The organism is Paenibacillus sp. BR2-3 (assembly GCF_046529485.1).
In the GTDB taxonomy this organism is placed as follows: Bacteria; Bacillota; Bacilli; order Paenibacillales; family Paenibacillaceae; genus Paenibacillus_AQ.
This window is the reverse complement of sequence record NZ_CP126311.1, coordinates 4,168,253-4,193,402: the sequence shown is the minus strand read 5'-3', so window position 1 is coordinate 4,193,402 and position 25,150 is coordinate 4,168,253. Positions and strand designations below refer to the sequence as shown.

At 47.5% G+C, this 25,150-nt stretch carries 16 protein-coding genes and 1 pseudogene; 15 read left to right on the top strand and 2 right to left on the bottom strand.

All coding sequences use genetic code 11. From position 1 onward, the window contains the following. Positions 1–17: 17 nt before the first annotated feature. From kdpC to PaeBR_RS20130, 4 genes are all read left to right on the top strand, one after another. Positions 18–581, top strand: coding sequence for a potassium-transporting ATPase subunit KdpC (gene kdpC, locus PaeBR_RS20145; protein WP_410512282.1), 564 nt, complete (start codon positions 18–20; stop codon positions 579–581). A gap of 75 nt (positions 582–656) precedes the next feature. Continuing rightward, entirely contained in the window at positions 657–2,981 is a 2,325-nt protein-coding gene (locus PaeBR_RS20140) for a histidine kinase (protein ID WP_410512281.1), read from the top strand. Between the two features lie 35 nt (positions 2,982–3,016). Continuing rightward, positions 3,017–5,692: an ATP-binding protein gene (locus PaeBR_RS20135; RefSeq protein WP_410512280.1), complete on the top strand. Its 2,676-nt coding sequence runs from the start codon at positions 3,017–3,019 to the stop codon at positions 5,690–5,692. Then, a complete protein-coding gene (locus PaeBR_RS20130) occupies positions 5,679–6,377 on the top strand; it encodes a response regulator (RefSeq protein WP_410512279.1) in 699 nt (232 codons plus the stop codon). The genes PaeBR_RS20135 and PaeBR_RS20130 overlap by 14 nt, the downstream gene beginning before the upstream one ends. A gap of 18 nt (positions 6,378–6,395) precedes the next feature. Here PaeBR_RS20130 and PaeBR_RS20125 read toward each other — a convergent pair whose 3' ends face one another. Continuing rightward, on the bottom strand, positions 6,396–6,947 hold the full coding sequence (locus PaeBR_RS20125) for a guanylate kinase (RefSeq protein ID WP_410512278.1): 552 nt from the start codon (positions 6,945–6,947) through the stop codon (positions 6,396–6,398). A 165-nt stretch (positions 6,948–7,112) separates the two neighbouring features. Here PaeBR_RS20125 and PaeBR_RS20120 point away from each other — a divergent pair, with 165 nt between their 5' ends. The 4 genes and pseudogenes from PaeBR_RS20120 to PaeBR_RS20105 all read left to right on the top strand — a co-directional run bounded on the left by PaeBR_RS20120 (position 7,113) and on the right by PaeBR_RS20105 (position 12,342). Next, on the top strand, positions 7,113–7,577 hold the full coding sequence (locus tag PaeBR_RS20120) for a DinB family protein (RefSeq protein WP_410512277.1): 465 nt from the start codon (positions 7,113–7,115) through the stop codon (positions 7,575–7,577). A 275-nt stretch (positions 7,578–7,852) separates the two neighbouring features. After that, complete coding sequence (locus PaeBR_RS20115) at positions 7,853–8,566, top strand: hypothetical protein (protein ID WP_410512276.1); 714 nt, start codon at positions 7,853–7,855, stop codon at positions 8,564–8,566. A 129-nt stretch (positions 8,567–8,695) separates the two neighbouring features. Continuing rightward, positions 8,696–9,259 (top strand): annotated as a pseudogene (locus tag PaeBR_RS20110) (ketoacyl-ACP synthase III); the annotation flags it as partial. Positions 9,260–9,501: 242 nt separating this feature from the next. Further along, the gene (locus tag PaeBR_RS20105; protein ID WP_410512275.1) at positions 9,502–12,342 is read left to right on the top strand and encodes a glycosyl hydrolase; all 2,841 of its coding nucleotides are present in this window, start codon (positions 9,502–9,504) and stop codon (positions 12,340–12,342) included. A 55-nt stretch (positions 12,343–12,397) separates the two neighbouring features. Here the strand turns inward: PaeBR_RS20105 and PaeBR_RS20100 are convergent, their stop codons facing one another. Continuing rightward, positions 12,398–13,402: a LacI family DNA-binding transcriptional regulator gene (locus PaeBR_RS20100; protein WP_410515255.1), complete on the bottom strand. Its 1,005-nt coding sequence runs from the start codon at positions 13,400–13,402 to the stop codon at positions 12,398–12,400. A gap of 285 nt (positions 13,403–13,687) precedes the next feature. Here PaeBR_RS20100 and PaeBR_RS20095 point away from each other — a divergent pair, with 285 nt between their 5' ends. From PaeBR_RS20095 to PaeBR_RS20065, 7 genes are all read left to right on the top strand, one after another. Further along, a complete protein-coding gene (locus tag PaeBR_RS20095) occupies positions 13,688–15,637 on the top strand; it encodes an S-layer homology domain-containing protein (protein WP_410512274.1) in 1,950 nt (649 codons plus the stop codon). 62 nt (positions 15,638–15,699) lie between these two features. Next, positions 15,700–16,812, top strand: coding sequence for an RNA-guided endonuclease TnpB family protein (locus tag PaeBR_RS20090; protein WP_410512273.1), 1,113 nt, complete (start codon positions 15,700–15,702; stop codon positions 16,810–16,812). Positions 16,813–16,983: 171 nt separating this feature from the next. Further along, entirely contained in the window at positions 16,984–19,761 is a 2,778-nt protein-coding gene (locus tag PaeBR_RS20085) for a carbohydrate binding domain-containing protein (protein ID WP_410512272.1), read from the top strand. Between the two features lie 169 nt (positions 19,762–19,930). Then, complete coding sequence (locus PaeBR_RS20080; RefSeq protein WP_410512271.1) at positions 19,931–21,709, top strand: sensor histidine kinase; 1,779 nt, start codon at positions 19,931–19,933, stop codon at positions 21,707–21,709. Further along, positions 21,706–22,794, top strand: a complete 1,089-nt coding sequence (locus tag PaeBR_RS20075) for a response regulator (protein WP_410512270.1) — start codon at positions 21,706–21,708, stop codon at positions 22,792–22,794. Before PaeBR_RS20080 ends, PaeBR_RS20075 begins: the two co-directional genes overlap by 4 nt. A 105-nt stretch (positions 22,795–22,899) precedes the next feature. Further along, positions 22,900–24,228 carry an ABC transporter substrate-binding protein gene (locus PaeBR_RS20070; protein WP_410512269.1) on the top strand — a complete coding sequence of 443 codons (1,329 nt, stop codon included), beginning with the start codon at positions 22,900–22,902 and terminating at the stop codon, positions 24,226–24,228. A gap of 31 nt (positions 24,229–24,259) precedes the next feature. Further along, entirely contained in the window at positions 24,260–25,147 is an 888-nt protein-coding gene (locus tag PaeBR_RS20065; protein ID WP_410512268.1) for a carbohydrate ABC transporter permease, read from the top strand. The last annotated feature ends 3 nt before the right edge of the window (positions 25,148–25,150 follow it).

Below are 25,150 nucleotides of genomic sequence, written 5' to 3'. Positions count from 1 at the left end.
AGTTAGGAGATATCGATATGAGAATGACATTGACTGCGATTCGGGTATCCGTGGTGCTTATGCTGATCTGCGGGCTTATCTATCCATTGGTTACAACCGGTATCGCACAAACCATTTTTCCCAAACAGGCTGACGGAAGCTTGATTCAGTCAAGCGGCGCCGTTGTCGGGTCTGAATTATTGGCTCAAAATGTTCAATCGCCGAAGCTGTTCCATCCGAGGTCGTCAGCGGCGAAATATGATCCTACCACCTCAATGGGCTCCAATATGGCCGTAGCTTCCGAAGGCTATGTTAAAGGAATTGCCGATCAAGTAGACGTCTTGAAAAAGAACAATCCGAATATCAAAGACATCCCCGCTGATTTGGTGACAGGGTCCGGCTCCGGTTTCGACCCGGATCTGACTCCGGAAGCGGCCAAAGCTCAAGTTCCGCGAATCAGCCGGGAAACGGGAATTGGTGAGCAGCAATTAAATCAAATCATTGACTCCCATACGAAAAGCCGGCAGCTTGGGATTTTCGGGGAGCCGCGAGTGAATGTAACGGAACTAAACATCGAGTTGTTGAAGCAAGTGAAGCTATAAGTAAACAGCCGCTCCCGCGATCCGGGGGTGGCTTTCTAAGTTTTCGTAATCTCTTTGGGAAAAGGAGAAACTGGTATGGTAAGCTTTAAAAGAAAAACACCCGAGGAAATTTTGTACTCCATCTCCAAGCTCCACCGCGGCACATTAAAGGTGTATATCGGTCCGGTGAGCGGTTCAGGAAAAACCTATCATATGCTGCGTGAAGGGCACACCTTGAGGCAACAGGGTATCGATGTGGTTATCTGTGCGGTTTCAACGCTGCAAAGGCCCGAGACGGTGCAGCAATTAGGAGATTTGGAGAGGGTCCCCAGCATTCATTGGTCTAAAGACGGCGTTGAACGGAAGGATTTGAACCTTGATGCCCTAGTGGAGAGAAATCCTGAAGTCGTGCTCGTTGACGGATTAGCCCATAGAAATCGCCCGGATGCACGCTTCCCAACGCGGCTGGAGGATATCAAATTTTTGCTGTCTCACGATATTAGCGTAATCACCACGGTTAATGTGTACGAGCTTGAAGGCTATACGGAAATCGCTCAAAAAATGACCGGGATCGAAGTCGAGCATACGGTTCCTTCCTATACGCTGGAGCTGGCCGATGAGGTAAGACTCATCGATGTGACTCCGGAAACGATATTGAATCGCCTTGCAGAGGGGAACTTGAAGGTTAACAAAGATATTGCGGTATTTAAGCGCGGTAATTTGGGCGTGCTGCGGGAACTGGCTCTACGGCTTGTTGCCGAGGATGTGAACCATTCTCTGGAGGAGCATCGGGAAGAAATGGGCTTTAAAGGCCCGTCCGGAGCGGCCGAGCGTGTCCTTGTGTCTACGCAATACCACTGGAACGGTTCGATATATGTTCGAAGAGGTCAACAGATTGCCAAGCGGCTCAATGGGGACCTTGCGGTGATCACCTTCCGTAATTTCAGGAAACCATTATCCAAAGAAGCGACAACCTTCCGCAGGAGTATAATTAAGCTTGTGGAAAAAGTGGGCGGTGAATTTGAAGAACTGGTCCTCTCCAACCGGCGGTGCATCCCGAAGATATTAGTCCAATATGCGATCGAGCATAATGTTACACGAATTGTGATGGGGCATTCCAAGCATACGAGGCGGCAAGAAATTTGGCAGGGATCGATCGTTAACGGTTTATTGAAAATCGTGAAAAATATCGATGTATTTCTAGTCGCCGACCGGGCTGAATATGAGGGCGAGCGGATCCTCCCTGCCCAAATTAAATCTCCCAAGGAGAAGCAGAAATACCGTCGTTTGAGTGAACAAGAAGTAGCAGAAAAAATCGATAAGATTAAACGCGGCAACTTTAAAATTTATATCGGGGCAGCTCCGGGCGTCGGTAAAACCTATACGATGCTTCGAGAGGGTAACGATCTGCTCAAAAAAAATATCGATGTCCAAATCGGGCTGCTCGAAACCCATGGACGTAAAGAAACATCCGACCAAATCGGTAATCTAAAGATCATCCCGCGTCAAAAGCTTGCGTATCAAAGCGTTACTTTCGAAGAAATGGATACGAAGGCTATCATTCGTAGCAGTCCCGAGGTTGTGCTGATAGATGAGCTTGCTCATACGAACGTTCCTAGAAGCAAAAACAAAAAAAGATATGAAGATGTGCTGGAAATATTGGATGCGGGAATATCGGTTATTACAACGGTAAACGTGCAGCATTTGGAAAGCTTGAATGATGCGGTAGAGCAAATAACAGGCATACGGGTTAGAGAGACGGTACCGGACAGCATCCTTCGCTTGGCGGATGAAGTACAACTTATCGACGTCTCCCCGGAGGCTCTGCAAAACCGGATGCGGGAAGGCAAAATTTATGCCAGACCCAAAGTAGAGGAAGCGCTCAGCAATTTTTTCAAGACAGGGAACCTCATCGCCTTGCGTGAGCTTGCACTTCGTGAAATTGCCGATGATGTAGATGAGAGGCTGGAGTCGGTGGAACGAAAAAGTTCACTGCGCGGTCCATGGAGAAGAAAAGAAGTCATTTTTATTTGTGTAAATATTACACCTCATGCCGAGCGGTTAATTCGCCGAGGATTCCGAATTGCTTTCCGGTTGAAAGCCGCTTGGTATGTTAATTATGTATGTGTAGGCAACAGTATTTCTGACGAATTAAAGCGAAGACTTGACGCCTTGGAGAGACTGACGGTTAATTTGGGCGGTAAATTTATAGTTCATGAAAGTAAAAACCGCAAACAAATTCCCTATGTATTAGCTTCAAAAGCGGATAAAGCCGGAACTACACAGCTGGTTATTGGTCAATCTAGGCAATCTTTCCGGGAACAGTTATGGAAGGGATCTGTCGTAAACCCGTTAATTCACCTTTCCAGGCATATGGACGTTCTGATTGTTGCTGATTATGATCCGAACATCGTTATATAATGGAATGTAGTTAAACTGTTCAGGATGTGATTACAATGGATTCGGAGCGTATGGAGAGAGGGAAATGTACACTGTTTCTTGGCGCAGCTGCTGGTGTTGGCAAGACCTATGCGATGTTTATGGCTGCAGGGCAACAAAGAGATAAAGGTATAGATATTTTGCTTGGATGGGTGCAGGCTGAAAATCACCCGGATACACAGAAATTGACCGCGGAGCTGAAGTTTTCGTCCGTGTCGCCTTGTACCATTTCATATCGAGGCAATAAGTATTATGAAATGGATACGGAAGAAATTATAAGAAGACGTCCGGGGCTTGTTCTGATCGATAATCTTGAACATTTGAATTCGCCAGGATCATTGAAAACGAAACGCTATTTTGATGTGGACGCTATACTTTCGCAGGGGATAGACGTCTATACTACACTTAACATTCAACATGTAGAAAGTCTAAACGACATCGTAACCAAAATTACCGGTTTGAAAATAGCTGAGACGGTGCCGGATACTTTTTTGGAGCAGGTGGACCAAATCCAACTGGTTGATATACCAACAGATCAACTGATCCAAAGATTCAAAGATACCGTTCATGATGAGCACAAAAAGGAAGAAATGCAGCGTTTTTTTCGAATCGGCAATATTAATGCCCTGCGTGAAATGACATTTCGTTACGCCGCCCAGCGTGTCGACAGCCAGCTTGAACAGTACATGCAAGCTAAGGAAATCGCAGGCCCATGGCCTGTGGCCGAGAAGGTCATGGTATGCGTTAGCGCCAGCCCTTTCTCGACGCAACTGATTCGTATGGGACGTCAAATGGCCGCCAGTCTTAAATCGGATTGGATGGTCGTATATGTCCAGAGTCCTCAGGGACTCCCAAGGAGCGAGGGAAAACAGCGTCAGTTGGCCCGCAATTTACAGCTTGCAGAAGAACTGGGTGCTGAAGTGGTTTCCGTTACCGGGAATCATATCGCAGACGAGCTATTGTCGTTGGCGCGGAGCCGTAACATTAAGCAGGTTATCATCGGTAAACCGACGCGATCCCGTATCGTAGAATGGTTCCGCAGCTCCGTGGTGGAGCAAGTCATCCGGAACAGCCATGGCATCAGCATTCACGTCATCCCGGGCAAAGCCAAGGCATTCTCGGAAGAAGAAAGCGCAGCCCGTTCGTCCCATTCCTTTTCATGGAAGCCGTACGTTTGGGTAACGCTCTTTATGATATTGCAAACGGCTATTTTACACACGTTCGGATTATCGTACGACCTGGTCAACATTGCACTGATGTATTTGTTTCCGGTGCTTTTTAGCGCCGTATACTGGGGAATCGGACCTTCGCTTTATGCGGCGGGCGCAGGTGTGCTTGCTTTTGATTTCTTCTTTGTACCGCCTATCTTTACCTTTAAAGTATCCGATTTGCGTTATATCGTTTCCTTTGCGGTTTATCTTGCGGTAGCCGTATTAACTGTGAGTTTAGCGGCCAGATTACGGAGACAGCTCAATTTCGCAAAGCAAAGAGAAGCAAGTACGGCCTCTCTTTATGCCCTAAGCCGTCAAATGACGGCCATTACGGATTTCAATTCTCTGCTTGAAAACATCTCTCGCCAAGTTTCTGAAACGATCAACACGGAAGTCATCATTTTCTTGCCTGACGAGAAGGATGAGCTGAATTTAACAACCTATTCCTCCCTTAATTCAAGCTGGGGAAAAGGGGAATCGGAAATGGCAATCGCGAAATGGGTCTATGAACACCGTGAAATGGCAGGAAGGGGATCAAACACACTAAGAGAATCTCCAGGGATATATGTTCCGTTACGTACGGAGGACCGAATGTACGGAGTATTGGCAGTGAATCTTCAGAATCGGGATGCCGCTGTTTCAGCGGAAAACCTGCGCTTGCTGGAAGCTTTTGCTGGTCTTGCGGCTATTGCTATCGCCCGTGTGAAATTGGGTGAAGAGGCCAAGCTTGCGCATTTAACAGCTGAATCAGAGAGGCTGAGAACGGCGTTGCTGGATTCGGTCTCTCACGAATTGCGAACACCTTTGGCGACGATTATTGGCTCTGCAACTGGATTAATTGAAGGGGATCGGATTTTCTCTTCGGAAGATCGGCTTGATTTGCTATCGACCATCAGAGATGGCGCCTTGCGTATGAACCGACTGGTCACCAATCTGCTCGGCATGGTGAAATTGGAAAGCGGAATGCTCCGTTTGCGCAATAAGTGGTGTGATGTCGAAGATATACTTGGTGTAGTTCTGTCTCAAGTGAAGGATTTTCAGCAGCAACGCGACATCAGGGTCGTCTTGCCGGATCATATTCCCTTCATATCAGGCGATGACGTGTTGCTTGAGCAGGTACTGGTTAACGTAGTAAGCAACTCCATCAAATATTCTGCTGATCATAGTCAAATCATTATTTCAGTTAAACAGCAGGAAAGAAATGTGGTTATCTCTGTAGCGGATTCCGGGATAGGGATCAGAAGCGCTGACCGGGAACGGATTTTCGACAAGTTTTTTCGTGCCGACACGACAAGACATGTACCCGGAACCGGATTGGGCCTTGCCATTTGCAAAGGGATTATAGAGGCGCATGGAGGCACTATCACCGCAGAGCCGAATCTAAAAAAGGGTACTATAATTCATATTACTCTTCCCATAGGAGAACAGAGTTTTCCGGGCCAAATGACTCCTGAAGGGGATTACTATTATGACAACAACTAATGGAGCACGTATTTTAATTATTGACGACGAGCCCCAGATCCGGAAGCTTCTGAAGCTGACCTTAAAAGCTCATCATTTTGAAATCAATGAATCATCAACGGGAGAAGACGGTGCGTATCAAGCGAGCATAGCTCATCCGGATCTGATTGTACTCGATTTGGGTTTGCCTGATATTTCCGGCATGGAAGTTTTGCGCCGAATACGGGAGTGGTCCCGGGTACCCATTATCGTCCTTACGGCGAAAGACCGGGAAGAGGATAAAATTGTGGCGCTGGATAGCGGAGCTGATGATTATGTAACCAAACCGTTCGGGATGGGGGAGCTTGTCGCCAGAATACGGGTAGCGCTTAGGCATGTAGCAAAATCCGCTAATGAACCTATTCTTCAATTTGGAAACCTTATGATTGATTTGGCACAGCGGTCCGTAGAACTTGACGGAAATCGGGTGAAGCTGACCCCGACGGAATACGATCTTTTGAAAATATTGGCTTCCAATGCCGGCAAGGTGATCACGCAGCGCCAGTTGCTTCAAGAAGTATGGGGCGGGCATCATTATGAATCGGATAGTCATTACCTCCGCATCTATATTGGACATTTGCGCAAGAAATTAGAGGAAGAACCTACGCGGCCAAAGTTCATCGTAACTGAACCCGGGATAGGCTACAGGTTTCTTCTGCAGGACTGAAATAGGGTAAGTCCATCTTCACAAAATATACGCCCTTACCTTGCTTAACGTGACGCCAAAGTCCGTTCCGTCGTTATTCCACACCACGGCATCCGCAGCTTCCAGGTATCTGTCCGTGAGCTCTTCGACCTGCGCTTTGCGAAGTCTGCCAGCTATTTCATCGGCATCGCTGCCCCTTGCGGTAAGCCTTCTTTCGAGACTCTCAAGACTAGCGCCGATATAAATGGCAGTAATATGATCTCCGTACATTTTTTTCAGAGCAAGAACACCCGAAAGGTCCATAATAATATTCGCTTTTCCTGAACCCGCGAGAATTTCCTCGATACTGGAACGCAGCGTTCCATAATATTCACCGTTGTAGTTCGTATACTCGACAAGTTCTTTCTTTTCTATTAGCTCAATGAACCGCTGTTTGTCTATAAACAAATAATGAATGCCGTCCGCTTCATTTTCTCTCGGCGCACGTGTGGTCGCTGTAATGATTCTGGGGAATTGAGCATTCGTCAGATGCTTTTGGACTTCGGTTTTGCCGGAAGCAGAAGGGCCGTAGAATACAAAGATCCGTCCCAATATAGGTCTCTCCTTTATTATTAATTTAAAGCCTTGGAGCATAGGGTTCTTTAGCATCCGCCAAGGGTAACGCGAGTCTTTATTTTAACATGATTGCTATGTTTTCCGCAGGGGCATTAATGAGTTCGATTTTTTGAAAAAAACCAATAGTGAAGGAGCAGTGCAATGCAACATTATTTGTTCGACCAGTTAGCTTTCGTACGGGCTCAAATCTCAAAAGTGATGAAGGGAGTTACCGAAGAGCTTGCTGATCAAATTCCGCAAGGGTACCGAAACTCCATTCGCTGGCAGTTGGGACATATTTACGTCGTGTGTGAGCGTTTCGCATTTCAATACATAGGGATGCCCCTTCACCTGCCGGAAGGATATAAGGAGCTGTTTGAGAATGGCACTTCACCGTTGACTGCTCCTACTTCCATTCCACTTCCAAGCCTGCAAGAGCTGGCATTCCTGCTGCAAGAACAGCAAGAGCGGATCAGGAATGGATTGGGACATCAAATGCAAGTTAAGGTGCCGCCGTACACCACCTCGGGTGGAATGACGATGGAAACACCGGAGCAGTTTCTCAGTTTTGACTTGTTCCATGAAGGCATGCATTTAAGTGTAATAAAGATGTATAAAAAAGTTTAAAACTTAGAAGCCCGGCCTCTGAACCTGTATGATGGGAAGGACAGAGAGCCGGGATTTTTTTATAATCGTAATAAGGCTCTATCTCAAAATCAGTTCATGCTTTCCAGCCGAAAACCGCGCACGGTTACCTCCCTTCCTATGCCCACATTAACATGCGTCTGGTTTCCGGTACAACACCTCGCCGTGCAAGGGAAAGAGCCTGTGAGATGGAGTTCTCCCCTTTGTTTTTGCTCGCAGAACATTTCAAGTACTTTTAAAATCGAGAGGTGGACCCTTTGCTGCTGAAATGGAAAAAAGTATCCATCTTGGGATTGGTTATTTTGCTATTTCTGTTAACGGGCTGCGCAAAAGGAACTGCCCATGTTAATGTTCAAATGAACGGTAATGTTGATATCGCAGTCATACTCCGGCTGGATTCCCGCACACAATCTTTAATAAACGGGACAATGGAGGAGTCGTTAATAAACAAGCTCCAAGCTGTAGGAATTCAGATCGAGAAAAGACAGGACAGCAAATTTACGGAATATCAATATCTGAAATCCTATACTTCTCAGGAAATTAAATCCATGGTGCCCCATACTGACAGTGAGTTCATCGACTCGAACGTAAAGACAGCGGAAACATGGTTTTACAGTAAATATAACGTGGAGACACAGCTTAATTTAAGCAAATACTCCGACAAAATAGTTCAAAGTATAGAGAACCTCAACGTACCCAAGCCGCTTGTCCGGCTGCTCATGCAGAGCTTCACTTTTGACTTTAAGCTGACATTGCCGGTCAATCTGTTTGGTGCCAATAATGCGGCGGAGCAGGATGGGAGAACCTTAACCTGGCATATCAATCTGGCTGATCCCGAGCCGATCCGCATGGTCATTTACGTACCTAAGATCAGGAATATTGCCATTGCTGCAGGTAGTGGAATCATCGTTTTGGGGGGCGTTGTCGTTTATTTTGTAAGAAGAAGGAGAAGAAGAAGAAGATTCTTTTAGCTCCTGGCTTTTGTAAGCTGGGTTCGCCTATTCTCTGAGAATTTCTGGCTACAGTTGCTCTGCAGTTTTCTTTTTTGCTATAATTAGCACCAAGTACTAATACTTGATGCTAATTTAGGGGTGAAGTCAATGAAAGGTGCCAAAATTACAGCCATCGGATCTTATGTGCCGGCCCAAAGACTGACTAATGCCGACCTCGAGCATATGGTTGAGACCAGTGATGAATGGATCGTCCGGATGACCGGAATCCGGGAACGCAGAATCAGCCGCCAAGATGAGTTTACCAGTGATTTATGTGTCGTTGCCGTACAGGATTTAATGAAACGATACGGAAAAAGCGTTCAGGATGTTGATATGGTCATAGTGGCTACCAGTACACCTGACTTCACGTTTCCGACGGTTGCATCCCTGATTCAGGATCGCTTGAATATTCCGCTGACCGCCGGGGCTATGGATTTGAGCGCAGCCTGCGCAGGTTTTGTATATGGATTGCATACTGCACACAGCTATGTGGCCTCGGGACTTCACCGTAAGGTGCTGGTTATCGGCGCGGACGCCATCTCCAAAATTACAGATTACACAGACCGAAGTACATGCATCTTATTTGGCGATGGCGCCGGTGCTGTATTGGTCGAGAGTGACGAGCTGTCTACAGGATTCCTTGGCTACAATATGGGAAGTGACGGAAGTGGGGCACAGGACAGTTGATCCAGTTGAATCTGGATGAACAGACAGGAGAACCTACACCGCTGTAGGGTATTTGGATCAGGCTAATGAGACTATATACTCAAATATCCAAAAACAGAAAAACACTACTTGAAATGTTAAATGAAATGGGACATAATAGCTTCGAAAGCGTTTTCGGTAAAACGGGGAATTCAGGGGTGAAATTCAACGAAAACGACTTTAAAACCATTTTATAAGGAGGCTTTCAAATGAAACACGGGTTTCGGTTTGGACTGGTTTTCCTTCTTCTGCTTAACATGCTGCCGGGCATAGGCTCCGCATTCTCCGGCGAGGTTCCTCTGGGTTCCGGCAGTTATTCTACTGTGCTCCCTCCTGGTGCTACGGATGTGCAATCCCAAATCTACAAGACGAGCAACGTAACCGGAAAAATGCCGACGAACGACTGGTGGAGCAGTCTCGCCTGGACGCAGTATTCCAATGCGCAGTTTCCCCACCCGCTGGCGCTCAAGAATCAGAGCGACGGGATGCGGATTTATTATCCTGGCAACCGGATTACGGCGAACAGCGCCGCCATTGCCGGCTGGATGAACGATATTCATGATTTTACCGTGGGGCATTCGGCTTCTGCGACCTTCCCTGATGCCAAGGTGGACGGTTTTAACGACTGGTTTGTGAAAGCGCTTTATCAAAATGGCACGAACTCCATGACGGCTACGTACGGGCACGGTTCCCCTTATATCTATTACACTTACGGCGGCGGAAACCCTGTCCTGAAGTTCTATACCCCGCCAACCATATGGTCCGGAACATCCAGCAGCCCGGTGCTCGGGATTACGATGGAAGGGGCGCATTACGCGCTGTTTGGGCCGACAGGAAGCACCTGGTCCGGAATCGGGACGACAACCCTGACGAACAACCTGAACGGTAAGAACTATTTTTCGATAGCAGTTCTTCCCGATAACACGACAGCCACACTGAACAAATTCAAGCAATATGCCTATTCGCATGTGACAGACTCCAAAATCAACTACTCCTACAATGCGGCTAACAGCGAGGTATCCACTACTCTCACTTATACCACAACAGCCAAGGAAGGCACCCAAAACGGTACTATTTTCGCCCTCTATCCACACCAATGGAAAAATACGGCAACCCCTCTATTGTCCTACACCTATAACTCGGTACGCGGCACGATGAAGACGGGGGAAGGAACCTCTTTTACGACTAAAATGAAGTTCACCGGCGTGCTGCCGTCCCTTCCCGATAAAGGAAGCTACAACAAAACAACGTTAGGCGGATATGTGAACGAAGAAGAATCCTTGGCCTACACCGGCGGCAATGACACTTATTTCCTAGGTAAACGGCTGGGCAAGCTGGCGGTACTGGCACCGATTGCGGATCAGGTCGGAGATTCGGCGGCAGCCAATCAGTTCCGGGGAGAAATCAAAACCCGGCTGCAGGATTGGCTCAAGGCGAGCGACAGCAGCGGCAATCTGAAGAGCAGCAATCTTTTTTATTACAACAACAACTGGGGTACAGTGATCGGCTATCCGGCCAGCTTCGGCAGTGCGGATGAGCTGAATGACCACCATTTCCATTACGGCTATTTCATCAAAGCAGCGGCAGAGGTGGCGCGTACCGACAAGACGTGGGCGACCAACTATGGGCCGATGGTGAATCTGTTAATCCGTGACATTGCGAATTGGGACCGTAGCGACACCATGTTCCCTTTCCTGCGCAATTTTGATCCGTATGCCGGGCATTCCTGGGCTGCGGGCCATGCCAAATTTGATGACGGCAATAATAATGAATCCTCCTCTGAGGCCATGAACGCCTGGACGGGATTGATTCTATGGGGTGAAGCCACAGGAAATACAACCATTCGCGACCTGGGTATCTATCTCTACACAACGGAAATGAACGCGATTAATGATTACTGGTTCGACGTTCAGGACAACACTCATCCTGCGTCTTACACCCCTTCGGTGGTGACGATGATTTGGGGCGGCAAGGGAGCTAACGGCACGTGGTTTACCGCGAATCCGGAGCAGGTACACGGCATTAACTGGCTGCCGATTACCGGCGGATCGCTGTATTTGACCCACTACCCAAGCTATACGAACAAAAATTACAATGCCATGCTTGCAGAGAATGGCGGCAGCACCTGGGATATGTGGCGGGATCTGATCTGGATGTACCGGGCCATATCCGATCCGGCGGATGCCAAAGCCCAGTTCAGTTCAGGAATAGGCTCGATGGTTACCGGAGCACCAGAAGGATCGGGTGGAACGGAGGGCGGCAACTCGAAGGCCAATACGTACCACTGGATTTACAATCTCGATTCGATGGGCAATGCTGATCCAACGATTACGGCCAATTCTCCGACAGCGGCTGTGTTCAACAAAAGCGGAGTGAAAACCTACATTGCCTACAACTATACCAATGCCGTGAAAACCGTTGCCTTCTCTGACGGCACGAATGTTTCGGTTCCGGCCAACAGCTTCAACACCGGAAGCGGCGGTGGGGGCGGCGATACAACGGCTCCTACAGCTCCGGCGAATCTAGTTTCTACCAGTAAAACATCAACCAGCGTATCCTTGTCCTGGTCAGCTTCAACCGATAATGTAGGCGTGACAGGATATACCGTTTATTATGGCGGCGGCTCGCTATCGGTGACGGGAACAACAGCAACCGTAAGCGGATTGTCCCCAAGCACGGCTTATACCTTTACGGTAAAAGCAAACGATGCGGCGGGCAATGTATCTGTTGCCAGCAATGCGGTTACGGTAACAACGTCCAGCAGCGGCGGAAGTGTTATTACAACGCCGGATTACACTGCACAGGTCACGAAGACAGGGACGACTACAGCTAAAATCTCCTTCACACCCACAACAAGCGCCCAGTATGTAGATGTACACTACACGGTTAATGATGGGCTGCAGCTTAATTTACGTATGACATTGAACGGTTCAACGTGGGAGTATACAGTGAGCGGAATCAGTACCGGCCAGGTTCTGAAGTATTGGTTCACCTATGAGAAATCCGGTCCGCAATATGATTCTCCGCAATACACATATACGATGGAATAAGGCTTTCTAATAAAAACAGCGCTGTCACGGATTTCCGCAGACAGCGCTGTTTTTGTTAATGGTTCATGGTGCTTCCGCAAGACTCGCGAACGATAAGTAAAGGTTCTACAACGAAAGAGCTGCCCTCGGCCTGATTATTAATAAGATCGAAGAGCATATGTGCGGCAAGAACTCCGAGGCGCTGTTTGTTTTGACGGACCGTGGTAAGCCTTGGGCTGGTATATTTACTAGCCTCAATATCGTCGCAGCCGACAATAGCAACATCTTCAGGAACACTTAGCCCATGCTCTCTCAAGGCCCGAATGGCGCCGAGCGCCAGTAAATCGGAGGCCGCGAAGATGGCTCTTGGCAAAGGACCTGCATGAATCAGTTTCTGCATAGCGTCATACCCGCTGGACTCGAAGAAATCAACTCCGTGAATGATCCAATTCTCATTAAGTCGAAGCCCGAAGCCTTCAATCGCCTTGGTGTAGCCTGCTTCCCGCAAGTTGGAAATGTCGGAATCTGCAGTGCTTCCGATAAATCCAAGCTCTCTATAACCAAGTAAATAGAAATGCTCTACGACCTTGGAGGAAATCTGGAAATTATCCGACATCACAAAGCCGGACTTTTTGCCTTTTAGCTCAAGGTCAACGCCAATACAAGGAATATTGCTCATATCAAGGTCACGGATAGCCGACTCCATATTCTGTCCGGAGATGATCACGCAGCCATCCACATTGAAATGGAGACAGCGGGAGAAATAATCTCCCCCACTAATAAATTTTTCGTTCGAGAAGAAAATGAGATCATATCCGAGTACGCCCATTTGTTTCTTGAAGGAATTAAGCACCTCTACGAAAAACGGATGCGTGAAATCAACATTAAGCTCACCGGCAAAAATAACACCGATCAAGCTGGATTTCTTCGTAGCGAGCGTCTTGGCAGAGTTGGAAGGTGAATATCCGGTCTGTTCGATAATCTCCAGCACTCGCTGTTTCGTTTTTTCGGAAACGTCACTGTAATTATTCATAATTTTCGAAACGGTTGAAACGGAAACGCCAGCCATCTCGGCGATCATTTTGATATTTAACTGCAATGTAAAGCCACCTTCCGGCTTAATTTCCAATGAATTATTATAATAATCGACATAAAATACAGTTTGATTTAAGTTTATGCTTATTGGCGAAACAAGTCAAACGGTTATTCCTGCAGCTGCTAATAAGAAGAATACGGGAATGGGGAATTTTTTTAATAACATCTTTACAAAACTAGCATTCTAGGCAACAATAGCATTATCGAAACCGATTTCGGTTTTATTTGCTAAATCCCTTAATTTACGAAATTAGAGGAGGAGAAGTCTAGAATGAAGAGGAATGTTACAGCAACCTTAGCGGCAATGGTGCTTGTTACCGGTCTGCTATCACCGATCGGAGGGGTTGCAGCTTCTGCGGCTGAAGCCATTCAGACCGTTCAGGCGGCCCAATCCTATTCGTCAACAGGAACAGCTATATCGGCAGGTAAAATGAAAACGTTTACTAATGTGGGCCCGGACCATTGGGCTTTGCTCCCCTTGCAACGCTGGAGCGGGAATGGAATCATAAAGGGATATGAGGATGGATCATTCCGTCCGGCAAAATTGGTGACTAAGGCGGAGTTTTCCGCCATAATCAATCGTATTTTTAACTATCAGGAGCAGGCTGCTCAACATCCTGTAGATGTGCTGGAAGCAGCTTGGTTCAAGAGTGATATTGCCAAAGGGATTGCCGCAGGCTATATAACCGTAGACGGAGACAAAAGGATTCACCCAACACGCCCGTTTACACGCGGGGAAGCTGCACTTGCGCTGCAAAAAGTATTTCGTTTAAGCGGCGAACCGGCAGTCAGCTTTAAAGATTTAAAGGGTGTAAGTGCGGAAACCTCGGCTGCCATCTCAGCACTTGCAGCCGGGGGATATATTCAGGGTTACCCGGGCGGACTGTTTAAACCGGAAGGGGTTATTACTCGTGCGGAGCTTACTGCAATGTCTGACCGAATGGTTAGAGAACTTGTGGACACAGCCGGAGAGACTTCCCTTGGAACGGTAAAAGGAAATGTTGTTATCAATCGGGCTGATGTTACATTGAAGGATACGACTATTGAAGGCAACCTCTATCTGTCCCCAGGTATTGGAGAGGGAAATGCGACGCTTGAACGGGTGAAGGTAACCGGTACAACCTTTATTGCCGGGGGAGGCGAGCACAGTGTGGGTTTCAAAGACTCCACAATCGGCGAGATGCGGATTGCCAAGCCTAAAGGCATAGTACGTGTTTATGCCAGCGGTACTACCGCATTCGAAACCCTCTATGTTCAGTCCGGGGCTATCCTGGAGGAGAACAGCCTGACAGGAGCTGGCTTTACAAATGTCCAGGTTAATGCGGGTAAAAGAACCGTCGAATTTAAAGGGAACTTTGAAGTCATAACTACGACGGATTCCGTTGAAACCGGCTTGACGCTGAATATCTCGGGTACGGTCGGCAAGCTTACGCTTAATAGTCCGAGCCGTATTGTGCTTGCTGAAAAAGCGCAACTTGCTTCATTGAAAATGACTCCGAATTCAAAAAGCAGCGTGATTCAAGGAAACGGAAACATTGAAGTTCTGGAGAACAATGCTGAGGGTGTAAATCTTGGTGGCTCAACATTGCCGAAAGGTACCGCAAATTATGTGACGGTAAATCCGTCGCCAACGGCGAACGCGGCATCAGGTGCTGATCCGTGGACTCTGGTATGGAATGACGAATTTAATGACAGAACCATTGATCCAGCCAAGTGGACCTACGATCTTGGAGACGGCACTGCAGTGGGTAATCCGGGCTGGGGCAATAATGAACTGCAATGGTATACGAACGAGGAGGAAAATGTAAAAGAAGAGGATGGCAAGCTGATCATTACCGCCCGCAAGGAGGCACAAGGAGGCAAAGATTATACTTCCTCGCGGATTAAGACCAAGGGGCTGTTCAGCAAGAAATATGGGAAATTCGAAATTCGGGCCAAAGCTCCTTCGGGAAAAGGCTTGTGGCCGGCCATTTGGATGCTGCCGGAGAACAGTGTTTATGGTGAATGGGCATCCTCCGGGGAGTTAGATATTATGGAGGGCTGGGGCAGCCGTCCCAATACTGTTGCCGGTACTATTCATTATGGGGCTGGGTGGCCCGACAATGTGTATTCGGGTAAGGAGTATGTGTTCCCTGGTGGGTCTACCATAGAGCAGTTTCATCTTAAGCGATCGGAGACCCGTGACTTTAGTCATGGGAGGAGATCGCTATTTTTTTCTTAGGCTCTTATTTTTTAACTGAAAAATAAGAGTATACTATTCTTAGTAAAGAAAGGAGGAAAATCATGCAGCTCACAGTAACTGCAAAACTTAAAATCAATCCCACCGAAGAGCAACAACAGAAGTTGTTGCGAACCTTTTCGGCATACCGCGCAGGATGTAATGCGGTGTCAGAAACGGTCTTTTTGACGCATCTGCTTCAGCAGCCTGTGCTGCACCGCCTGACCTACGAAGTGCTGCGTGAAGATTGGGGACTTAAATCGCAAATGGCCCAATCGGTGATGAAAACCGTCATCGCCCGCTACAAAACCAATCAAAGCAACGGGCATCCTTGGACACGTGTCAAGTTTAAACGTCCTGAGTATGACCTGGTTTGGAACCGCGATTATTCGCTGGTGAAAGGGTTATTTTCCGTCAATACGTTGGAAGGACGGATCAAAGTGCCGTTTGAAACGAAGGGTATGGAACACTACTTTCGCGGGAAATGGTCATTTGGCACCGCGAAGCTCGTTTACAAACACGGCAAATTCTTTTTACATATTCCAATGACTAAAGAGGCTCAGGAAGCGGAACTTTCCGCCATTCGCGAAGTCGTCGGTGTCGATTTAGGAGTGAATTTTTTAGCCACAACGTTTGATTCGAAAAGAAAAACATTATTTTTTAACGGCCGCAAAGCCAAGCACAAACGTGCTCATTTCAAAGCGCTGCGTAAACAGCTTCAGCAAAAACAAACGCCTTCTGCGCGCCGACGCCTCAAACAAATTGGCCAACGAGAAAACCGTTGGATGTCGGATGTTAATCATTCGGTATCAAAGGCACTCGTCGATTCTTACGGTAAAGATACGCTGTTTGTGCTTGAAGAGTTAACAGGCGTCCGCCAGGCGACTGAGCGTGTGCATATCCACCAGCGCTATCAAACGGTATCGTGGGCCTTTTATCAGCTTCGCCAGATGATCACGTACAAAGCCCAGTTGCGGGGGGCTAAAGTGATTGCCGTCGATCCTAAGTACACCTCGCAAATGTGTCCGATGTGCGGGCATACGGCCAAAGAAAATCGCAATAAAAAGAAACATGTGTTTTGCTGCCAAAATTGCCGTTATCAATCGAACGATGACCGCATTGGCGGCATGAATCTTCAGCGCCTTGGAATCCAGTACATCGCTGAAGAAACGGCGTAAGCAGCGCTTTCGCCGCTGGGGAGCTGTCAATCTTCCCGCGTAAGCCTTGGCTTACAAATGTAACACCACGCGTGCACCAAGCGAAAAAAGATAGGAGGCGTCTACCGCCGCTTGGACTATTGGGTCGTTACAAGCTCGCGACTTTAGTCGGGAGTCATTGACACGTACTCTATGGAGTGGGAGTCTGGCGAAATCCGTTGGTATGTAGACGGCGTGCTCTACTCCACTAAAAATGACTGGTACAGCTTAAGCAATGGACAGCCGGCCAACAATGCCTATCCCGCACCATTCAATCAGGAATTTCATCTGCTGATGAATCTTGCGGTAGGCGGTAACTTTGATGGGAATCCGACAAGTGAGACGGTGTTCCCGAAATCCATGGAGATTGATTATGTCAGAGTGTATAAATTAACAGGCCGGAAATACCGTGAACCGGTACCGGTAACCTTGGTTAAGGAGCCTTATTTGGCTGGTTCCAGAACAGCCCTTCCTGACGGCAACCTGGTCTATAATAATAATTTTACGGAGCAGGTGGAAGGTGATACGGGAATGGGCATACCTAACACTGCATATTGGTCATTATTTAAAGAACCGGGGGCAGAAGCAGCGGTCTCTTTGGAACCTATAGGTGAGAAGAATTTTGTCAAAGTTAATATTAGTAATGCTGGAGGGAATTCCTATTCGATTCAACCGCAGGCCATCTTGTCACTAGCTAAAGGCCGCTTCTATAAGCTGAGTTTTGACGCGAAGACCAACACCTCACGTAACATTAACGTTCGGCTGACCGGAGGGGCATCTCGCGGCTATGGTGCCTATTCACCAGGGCTCAAAGCAGAATTAATATCACAAATGGGGCATTACGAGATGAAGTTCCAGATGAAGGAGGATTCTGATACTGCTGCCCGAATTGAATTTAACCTTGGTACCAATGCTTTACCAGTCTGGTTCGGGAACGTACGCTTGGAGGAAATCGAAAGTATTCCCTTCGAGCATGACACCGCAAAAACTCCTTTAGGTGACGGGAACCATTTGTACAACGGCACCTTTGATCTCGGGGAACCGAACCGGATGAGCTACTGGCATACGGAAGCTTCTAATGGTGCATCAGTCGAGCCGGTTGTTGATGATGAAGGCAGATTAAAGCTGCAAAGCAGTGGAACAGGTGATGTGAAGCTGCTGCAGAAAGGCATCTTCCTGATTCAGGGGCAGGATTATGAGCTTACCTTTGATGGGTCTGCGACTCCAGTCCGCACAGCTATTGTAAAGCTGCTGGGCAAAGACGGAAGTGTATATGCACAGCAAGCTGTCAATCTGACGTCGAAAACCAAAGAAATCAAAGTAAACTTCGATAATCTGGCAGGCCCAACGGATCATGAAGGCCAATTTGTACTGGAACTCGGAAAGGCAATAGGAACGGTTCATCTGGATAATTTTAAGCTGATCCGCACCAGCTTCTATTATGATCCGTCACTGGTATACTACCCGCTCCTAAACGGTGATTTTAATTTCGGCTTTAATGCATGGGAGCGGCTTTTAACGGAGCAAGGGGGTCAGAGCACAGCATCGGCTACGGACGGAAAGGCCAAGTTCAGTATTGCCAATACCGGTAATCAGGCCTACTCGGTTATGCTGTTCCAGAATAATCTGAAGGCGTCAAGCGGTGTGGATTATGTCATTCAATTTGATGCCAGCTCAAGCCTAGCCCGGAAAATCCAAGTGAATGCCGAAAATGCGTCCTATCAACCCTCTTTTACGAAGACTATAGATTTGAACCCGGAAACTGTCCATTACTCCTTCGAGTTTCGTCAGGGAAGTAATGACACTCTATCCCTTAAATTTCTGCTGGGTAAAGTGGGTGGCCTAAGTGTTGACGGATTGCATGATATTGTTATCGACAACGTAAAGTTTGAAGTCAAGAATGCTCCGGCAAAGCCGCAGGAATTGTTAAGCGACAGCAGCAATAATCGGATTTCGCAGCCCATTGAGCTTACTTTTACTGATAACGAGAATTGGCGGAGTGCTATTCAGACGGTGAAAGTTAATGGTACTGCACTGGAGGCAGGGAAATATACCCTAATACCGGGTAAGATCACTATCGACTCATCGGTATTTCCAACGGAAGGAAATTACACCATAACCATTGAAGCAGAACGGTATGTCAGCGCAGCGGTAGTACAGACCATTCTGGGCAATGACAATAATCTTGTCCTCAACGGTTCTTTTGGAAATGGCAAGGAGAGCTGGAGCACATGGTCCGGTGAAGGCGGTGCTTCCCAGTTTACTGTTAACAATGGCGTTGCTGATATCTTAATAACAGCTGCCGGAACACAAACATGGCATACACAGTTTTTCCAAGAGGGCATCCCGCTAGAAGGCGGCAAAACCTATGAACTCAGCTTCAAAGCCAAATCTACGGTCCCGCGGCAGATCATCGTGGAATACTCGGGAACGTCAGCAGCTTCAGCGCAAGCGAAGTTTGATATTACAGCGACCTGGGCAACCTACAGCGCACAATTTACAGTCGCTAACAGCAGCTCGTTGAAGTTGAACTATTTGATCGGAAAAACGCTCGGGACGGATACTTCTGCAAACGGTGTGCCTCATACGATTTCTTTTGATGATATTTCGGTAAAAGAGGTTACAGGAGGAGCGCCGATTACAACGCCCAGCGGAAGACTGGATAACGGAACTTTTGATAATGGGGACACAGGCTGGAGCAGTTATTTTGACGGTACGGGTGCTGCTTCGGTGACGAATGGTGAAATGGCCATAGCCTTAACTGGAATGGGGACACAGACCTATAGTGCGCAGGTGGATTACGCCAATCTAAACCTGGTTGCAGGGAAGATGTATAAGGTGACTTTTGAAGCGCGTTCGACCGTAGACCGAAAAATATCCGTTGTTGTGGAGAAGAAGGGCGGAGATTACACCAAGTATCTGGAAGTTTAGATAGGCAGGAAAAGAATACCGGTGGTGGCGTTCCTTTTTACAGGAGCCACTGCCGTTTTTTGATTTAAATTTAATTATCCCTGAGCAGGAGTAGCATTCCCGTCTGACGAATTGGTTTCGACAACGAGCGATGACGAATCAGTCTGCGCAGAGAGGAGAGAGTGCAACCATGAGAAGAACAAGCATACGCTATCGACTAATGCTTATGATGATCTGCCTGACCACCCTGCCTGTATTGACGATGACGTGGATTGCGACGGACAATACACGCGAGTCCGTGGAGAAGGAAATTTTGGAAGCTAACCATTCCCGCATGATGTGGGCTAATCAGTATTTGAACGAATTGTTTCGGCAAATCGATGTATTATTTTATTCCCTGCAGGTCGACCAGCAGCTGATGGACGGTTTAAATATGAGAGAGAATGAAAGCATTGGTATGCAATTTCGTACTCAAAAGTATATTCAAGAGACGCTGACCAAGGCTTTTTATGCCAATTCCAAAAAGATCGACGAACTGGCGCTTTACACGCACCAGAACCGGAAGGCCTACTCGATTAATTATGGGAATAGCGGTCTTAACTACTCGCTGGATATCGAAAAGGGCAACTGGAGCCGACTGCTGCGACAACCCGTTAACATGTATTTCAAGGAAACCGGTAACGATATTTATGCCTTTCATAGCATTAATAACTTCAAAGACAAAAGATTGCTCGGCGGTTTATCCATACGCATCAACAAGGAAGTATGGAAGGAGGTCAGCAATATTCTGAAATCAGAGGACGAAAGCCTGGTTTTCCTGATCAATGACGAGGGAGAGCGGCTGTCCGGCTCAACTCGGGATCAAAGCTTCGAACAGGTATTTGACCAATTGGGCAATGACCATATCCCGCCGGGAGAGCCTGAAATTATTAAAACGGAAAGCTACTATATATTTATAAAGCGTGTGGATGACGGAGAGCTGACCTTAATAAAAGCCCTGCCGATTTCGACAATTTCAGAAAGCGCTAACAGAACCGTGAAAGCAGGGCTAATCACCGGTTCACTGTTCGCATTCGTCTCGATCCTGCTGTCCATTGCGGTATCGCTGCGGATTACGAGGCCGATTGTTGGCCTTGCCAGGACTATGAGAACTACGCCGCTTCATCAATTTGAGGGAACCTCTATTCAAAGCTATGACGAGATTGGCTTATTGGAGCGTGGCTATAACTCAATGATGCAGCGTATGAAGGAACTGGTTGAAAATGGGTACCAAAAGGAGATAGAGGTGAAGAATGCTCAGCTTATGGCTCTGCAAGCGCAAATTAATCCTCATTTTCTTAATAACACACTGAATTTAATCGGTGGCATGGCACTTGTCAAAGGTGCGCCTGAGATTTATAAAATTACCAAGGTGATCGGCGATTTGCTGCGATATTCGATTAGCTCTGGCGATGACACAGCAACGCTTGAGGACGAGCTTAAGCATGTGCGCAATTATTTGTTTATCCAGGAACAAAGATTTCAGGGGAGATGTAGGGTTGTAGTTGAATCAGACGGACAAGTGAACAGTTTAAGCCTGCCGAGGTTCACACTTCAGCCGCTTGTCGAAAATGCATTTGAGCATGGGCTCCAGTCAAAGGAAGGGAACTGGACCATTGAAATTCGTGTGAAAAAAATTGGACATCACCTCGTTATTATGATCCTGGATAATGGAGCCGGCATTCCCAAAGAGCGTCTGGGGGCGCTCCGATCGGAGCTGATCGAGGGCGCTGCTTTAAAGCCAGAACGTCCGAATCTGGATCTGGATAATGCAAAGCCGAAGATGCGCAAAGGAATAGGCATGCAAAACGTAGCCTCAAGACTGAAGCTGCATTTTGGCGGTGAAGCAGGGATGCGGATATTCAGCAAGCCTGAAACGGGAACGATACTGGTCTTAAAGCTGCCACTGGAAAGGGAGGGAACAGGATGAATAAGGTGCTAATTATCGATGATGAGCCTTGGGCGAGGCAGGTAGTGAAGTCGCTTGGAGATTGGACCCGGCTGGATCTTGTTATTGCCGGTGAAGCGGAGGATGGCAAAGAAGGACTTCGGCTGATAAGAGAGCTGGGGCCTCATATTGTACTTACGGATATGAGAATGCCCGGCGTTGATGGCGTAGAGCTGTTGAAGCAGATCAATAGCCAGTTTCCTCTCCTGAAAATTATTGTAATGAGCGGCTACGATGATTTTATGTATTTAAAACAGGCCATTCGTTCGCGCGCGGTCGAGTATTTGCTTAAGCCTGTTGATCCGGATGAGCTGAATGCGGCGCTTGAGAAATGCATTTTCGAACTGCAAACTCAAAAGCAAACAGTGAATACAGCTTGGGATTCACCGCTGGTATTCCCGGATACGCCGTCGATGAATCGTTATGTCGCGCTGCGGCAGCGTGTATTCGCCGCTCTGTTCGAACTGAGCAAGCCGGCTATCCTGCAGGCACTGAGCAAACTGGAGGAATTCCTTAGGACTACCTTCCCGGAGGGGCTGGAGCCGGCCCTGATACGCAAGATTGGTGATGATTTCTTACGCATTCTGGAGGAATTCATGTTGGAAAACGAAGCGGGCTTCAAATTTCATCCTGCTTCAGCTGAAGACCATGGACAACTATGGACGAATGTTCCCGATACCATCGCTGCCATTCAGGCGAATTATGCAGAGGCCATCGACAAGATCGAAGCGCTTCGCAAGACAAAGTCCCGTCTCGTAATTTCCGAAGTGAAGGACTATATGGACAAGCATTTTCTGGAACCCATTACGCTGGAGACGGTTGCCAATAAGTTTTATATAAGCAAGGAGCACTTGAGCCGGGCTTTCAAAACGGCGGCAGGCGAGAACCTGACCGAATATATCATCCGCAAGCGGATGGAGCGAGCGAGGGAGCTGCTGCTCCAGCCTCATATTTCGATTAAAGAGGCGGCTCTTATGACCGGCTATACGGAGCTCGCCTATTTCCACCGTGTATTCAAGAAGCATTTCGGCAGGACGCCCGGAGAGATGCGGAGCGGGAAGAAATAAGATAACGTATCAATATTGTGCAATAAAAGCTGCTAATCGGCGCTAATGCTTCCTCCTGCCTGTCGGCCCTATACTGAAGAGGCACCAAAAGAAAAAACAAGGGGGATGCCAACAATGAAGAAAGCGCTTCAGATCTGTCTGGTGAGTGTACTGATGGTATTTTCGCTGGCTGCTTGCAGTTCCAATAACAACCCGGAACCCGCAGCGAGTAACGGCGGAGAAGCTGCGGCAGAGGCTACGGCTACAGTGGCGCCAAAGGCGGAGGCCCAGAAGGTAGAACTGAAAATTCAAATCGGTTCTCCGCGGTTTAAGGAGCAGTTCGAGAAGTATTTCGAGCAATTCAAGGCGAAGGAGCTTGCCGAGAAGAATATTGAAGTGACCATCGACCTGGAAATGCCGAATCCGGATCAGGCGAAGCAGGTGCTTCAAGCAAGACTCGCTTCAAACGATGCGCCTGATATTTTCGATGTTCATGCCAACGATCTGCAAACGTATTTCAATGCAGGATATTTGGAGGACCTAACCGGCCAACCAGCCATTGATATCCTGTATGACAGTGTAAAAAGCACAGTTACGCATGAAGGCCAGGTGGTTGCACTGCCGCTGGAAAGCTCGTCGTGGGGCTATCTATATAACAAAAAAATATTCAGCGACCTAAGTATTACGCCTCCCCAGACCCTTGATGAAATGAAAGCGGCTGTAGAGAAGCTGAAAGAAAATAATATAAAACCATTCATGCTGGCCTTTCAGGAGTCTTGGGTTCCGCAGTTAATGACAGCGTTGTCATTAGGCGGGGTTGTCTCCTCCGAACATCCGGACTGGATTGAGAAGATGAATAAAGGTGAAGCATCTTATTCTGATGTAAAGGATATTTTCAATATTATTGATCTGATCATGGCGAATGGAACGGCTAAGCCTTTTGAGGTTGGCAACGAAGCAGGATCAGCTGACTTTGCCAATGGCAAAGCTGCAATGTGGGTACAGGGTCCATGGAATGCGGAAACGATTCTTAAGGTTAACCCTGAGATTGAATTCGGAGTAGCTCCGCTTCCGGTTAGTAATAATCCGGCGGGAACAATGATTAATCTGTCGGTTTCGACAACACTGGCGGTATCGAAATCCAGCAAGAACAAGGAAGTGGCGCTTGACTTACTTAATTATTTCTATGATGCCAAGGATTCCTCCGTTCTTTTTGAAGAGCTGAAGTTTAATCCGATATCTACCGTGCACAAGTACGAGGTATTCCCTTGGGTTAACGAAGCCTCTAAATATGTGGAGCAAGGCAAGGCGTATCAGGATCTTAAGCTCCCGAACGGTGTAACAGACGAGCAAGCGAAATTGCTGCAAAGCTACTACGCCAAAGAGGTGACAAAGGAGCAGTTCATCAGCAGAATGGATAACGCCTGGAAAACGGCAATTGAAAACACGCAATAACCCGGCAGTAGATCGTAGGGAGTGAGAAGAGATGAGCGTATCGAAAAAAAAGAAGCAATCCATCATTCTTCTAGCCTTCGTATTGCCAGCCTTATTATTTTACGCTGTGTTTACCATCGCCCCTGCTTTCGGGGGCGTATGGTACAGCTTAACGAATTGGAATGGCTTGAATCCCACCTACAAAATGGTGGGGTTCTCCAATTATAGAGAAGCGCTGGGGAATGATCCTTATTTCATTCATTCGATTGTATTTACGTTGAAATATGTCTTGATTATGGTGATAATACAAAATGCAATTGCGCTGCTGCTGGCCGTATTTGTGGAATCCCGCCGCAAAAGCAAAGTGTTGTTCCGCACGATCTTCTTTATGCCAAACATGCTGAGCCTCATTATCGGAGGCTTCATGTGGGTATTCATTTTCACAAAAGTATTGCCTGTCATTGCGGAGAAAACGGGTTGGCTATTGCTGGATCAATCGTGGATTGGCGACCCGTCCATTTCGTTCTACTCCATTATCATCCTCTCCTTATGGGGAGGGGTGGGCTATCAAATGGTTATCTATATAGCGGCGCTGCAAGGTGTTCCAGAGCAGTTAAAGGAAGCTGCGGCGATCGATGGCGCAAACAGTGTACAGAGCCTCCGGCATGTGACGCTTCCGATGATCTATCCTGCGCTGACTATTGGTATTTTTCTGACGCTCAGCACTTCTTTTAAAGTGTTCGATGCGGTGTTTGCGTTAACTGGCGGCGGCCCCGGGCGATCCACTCAGGTGATAGCGATCAATATCGTAGATGAAGCATTCCGATTTAATCAAAGGTATGGTTATGCGAGCGCCAAGGCAATCATTTTGTTTCTCATTGTTTTGCTGATCACGATGATTCAATTATGGATCATGAAGCGAAGAGAGGTGGAGGCATGATCG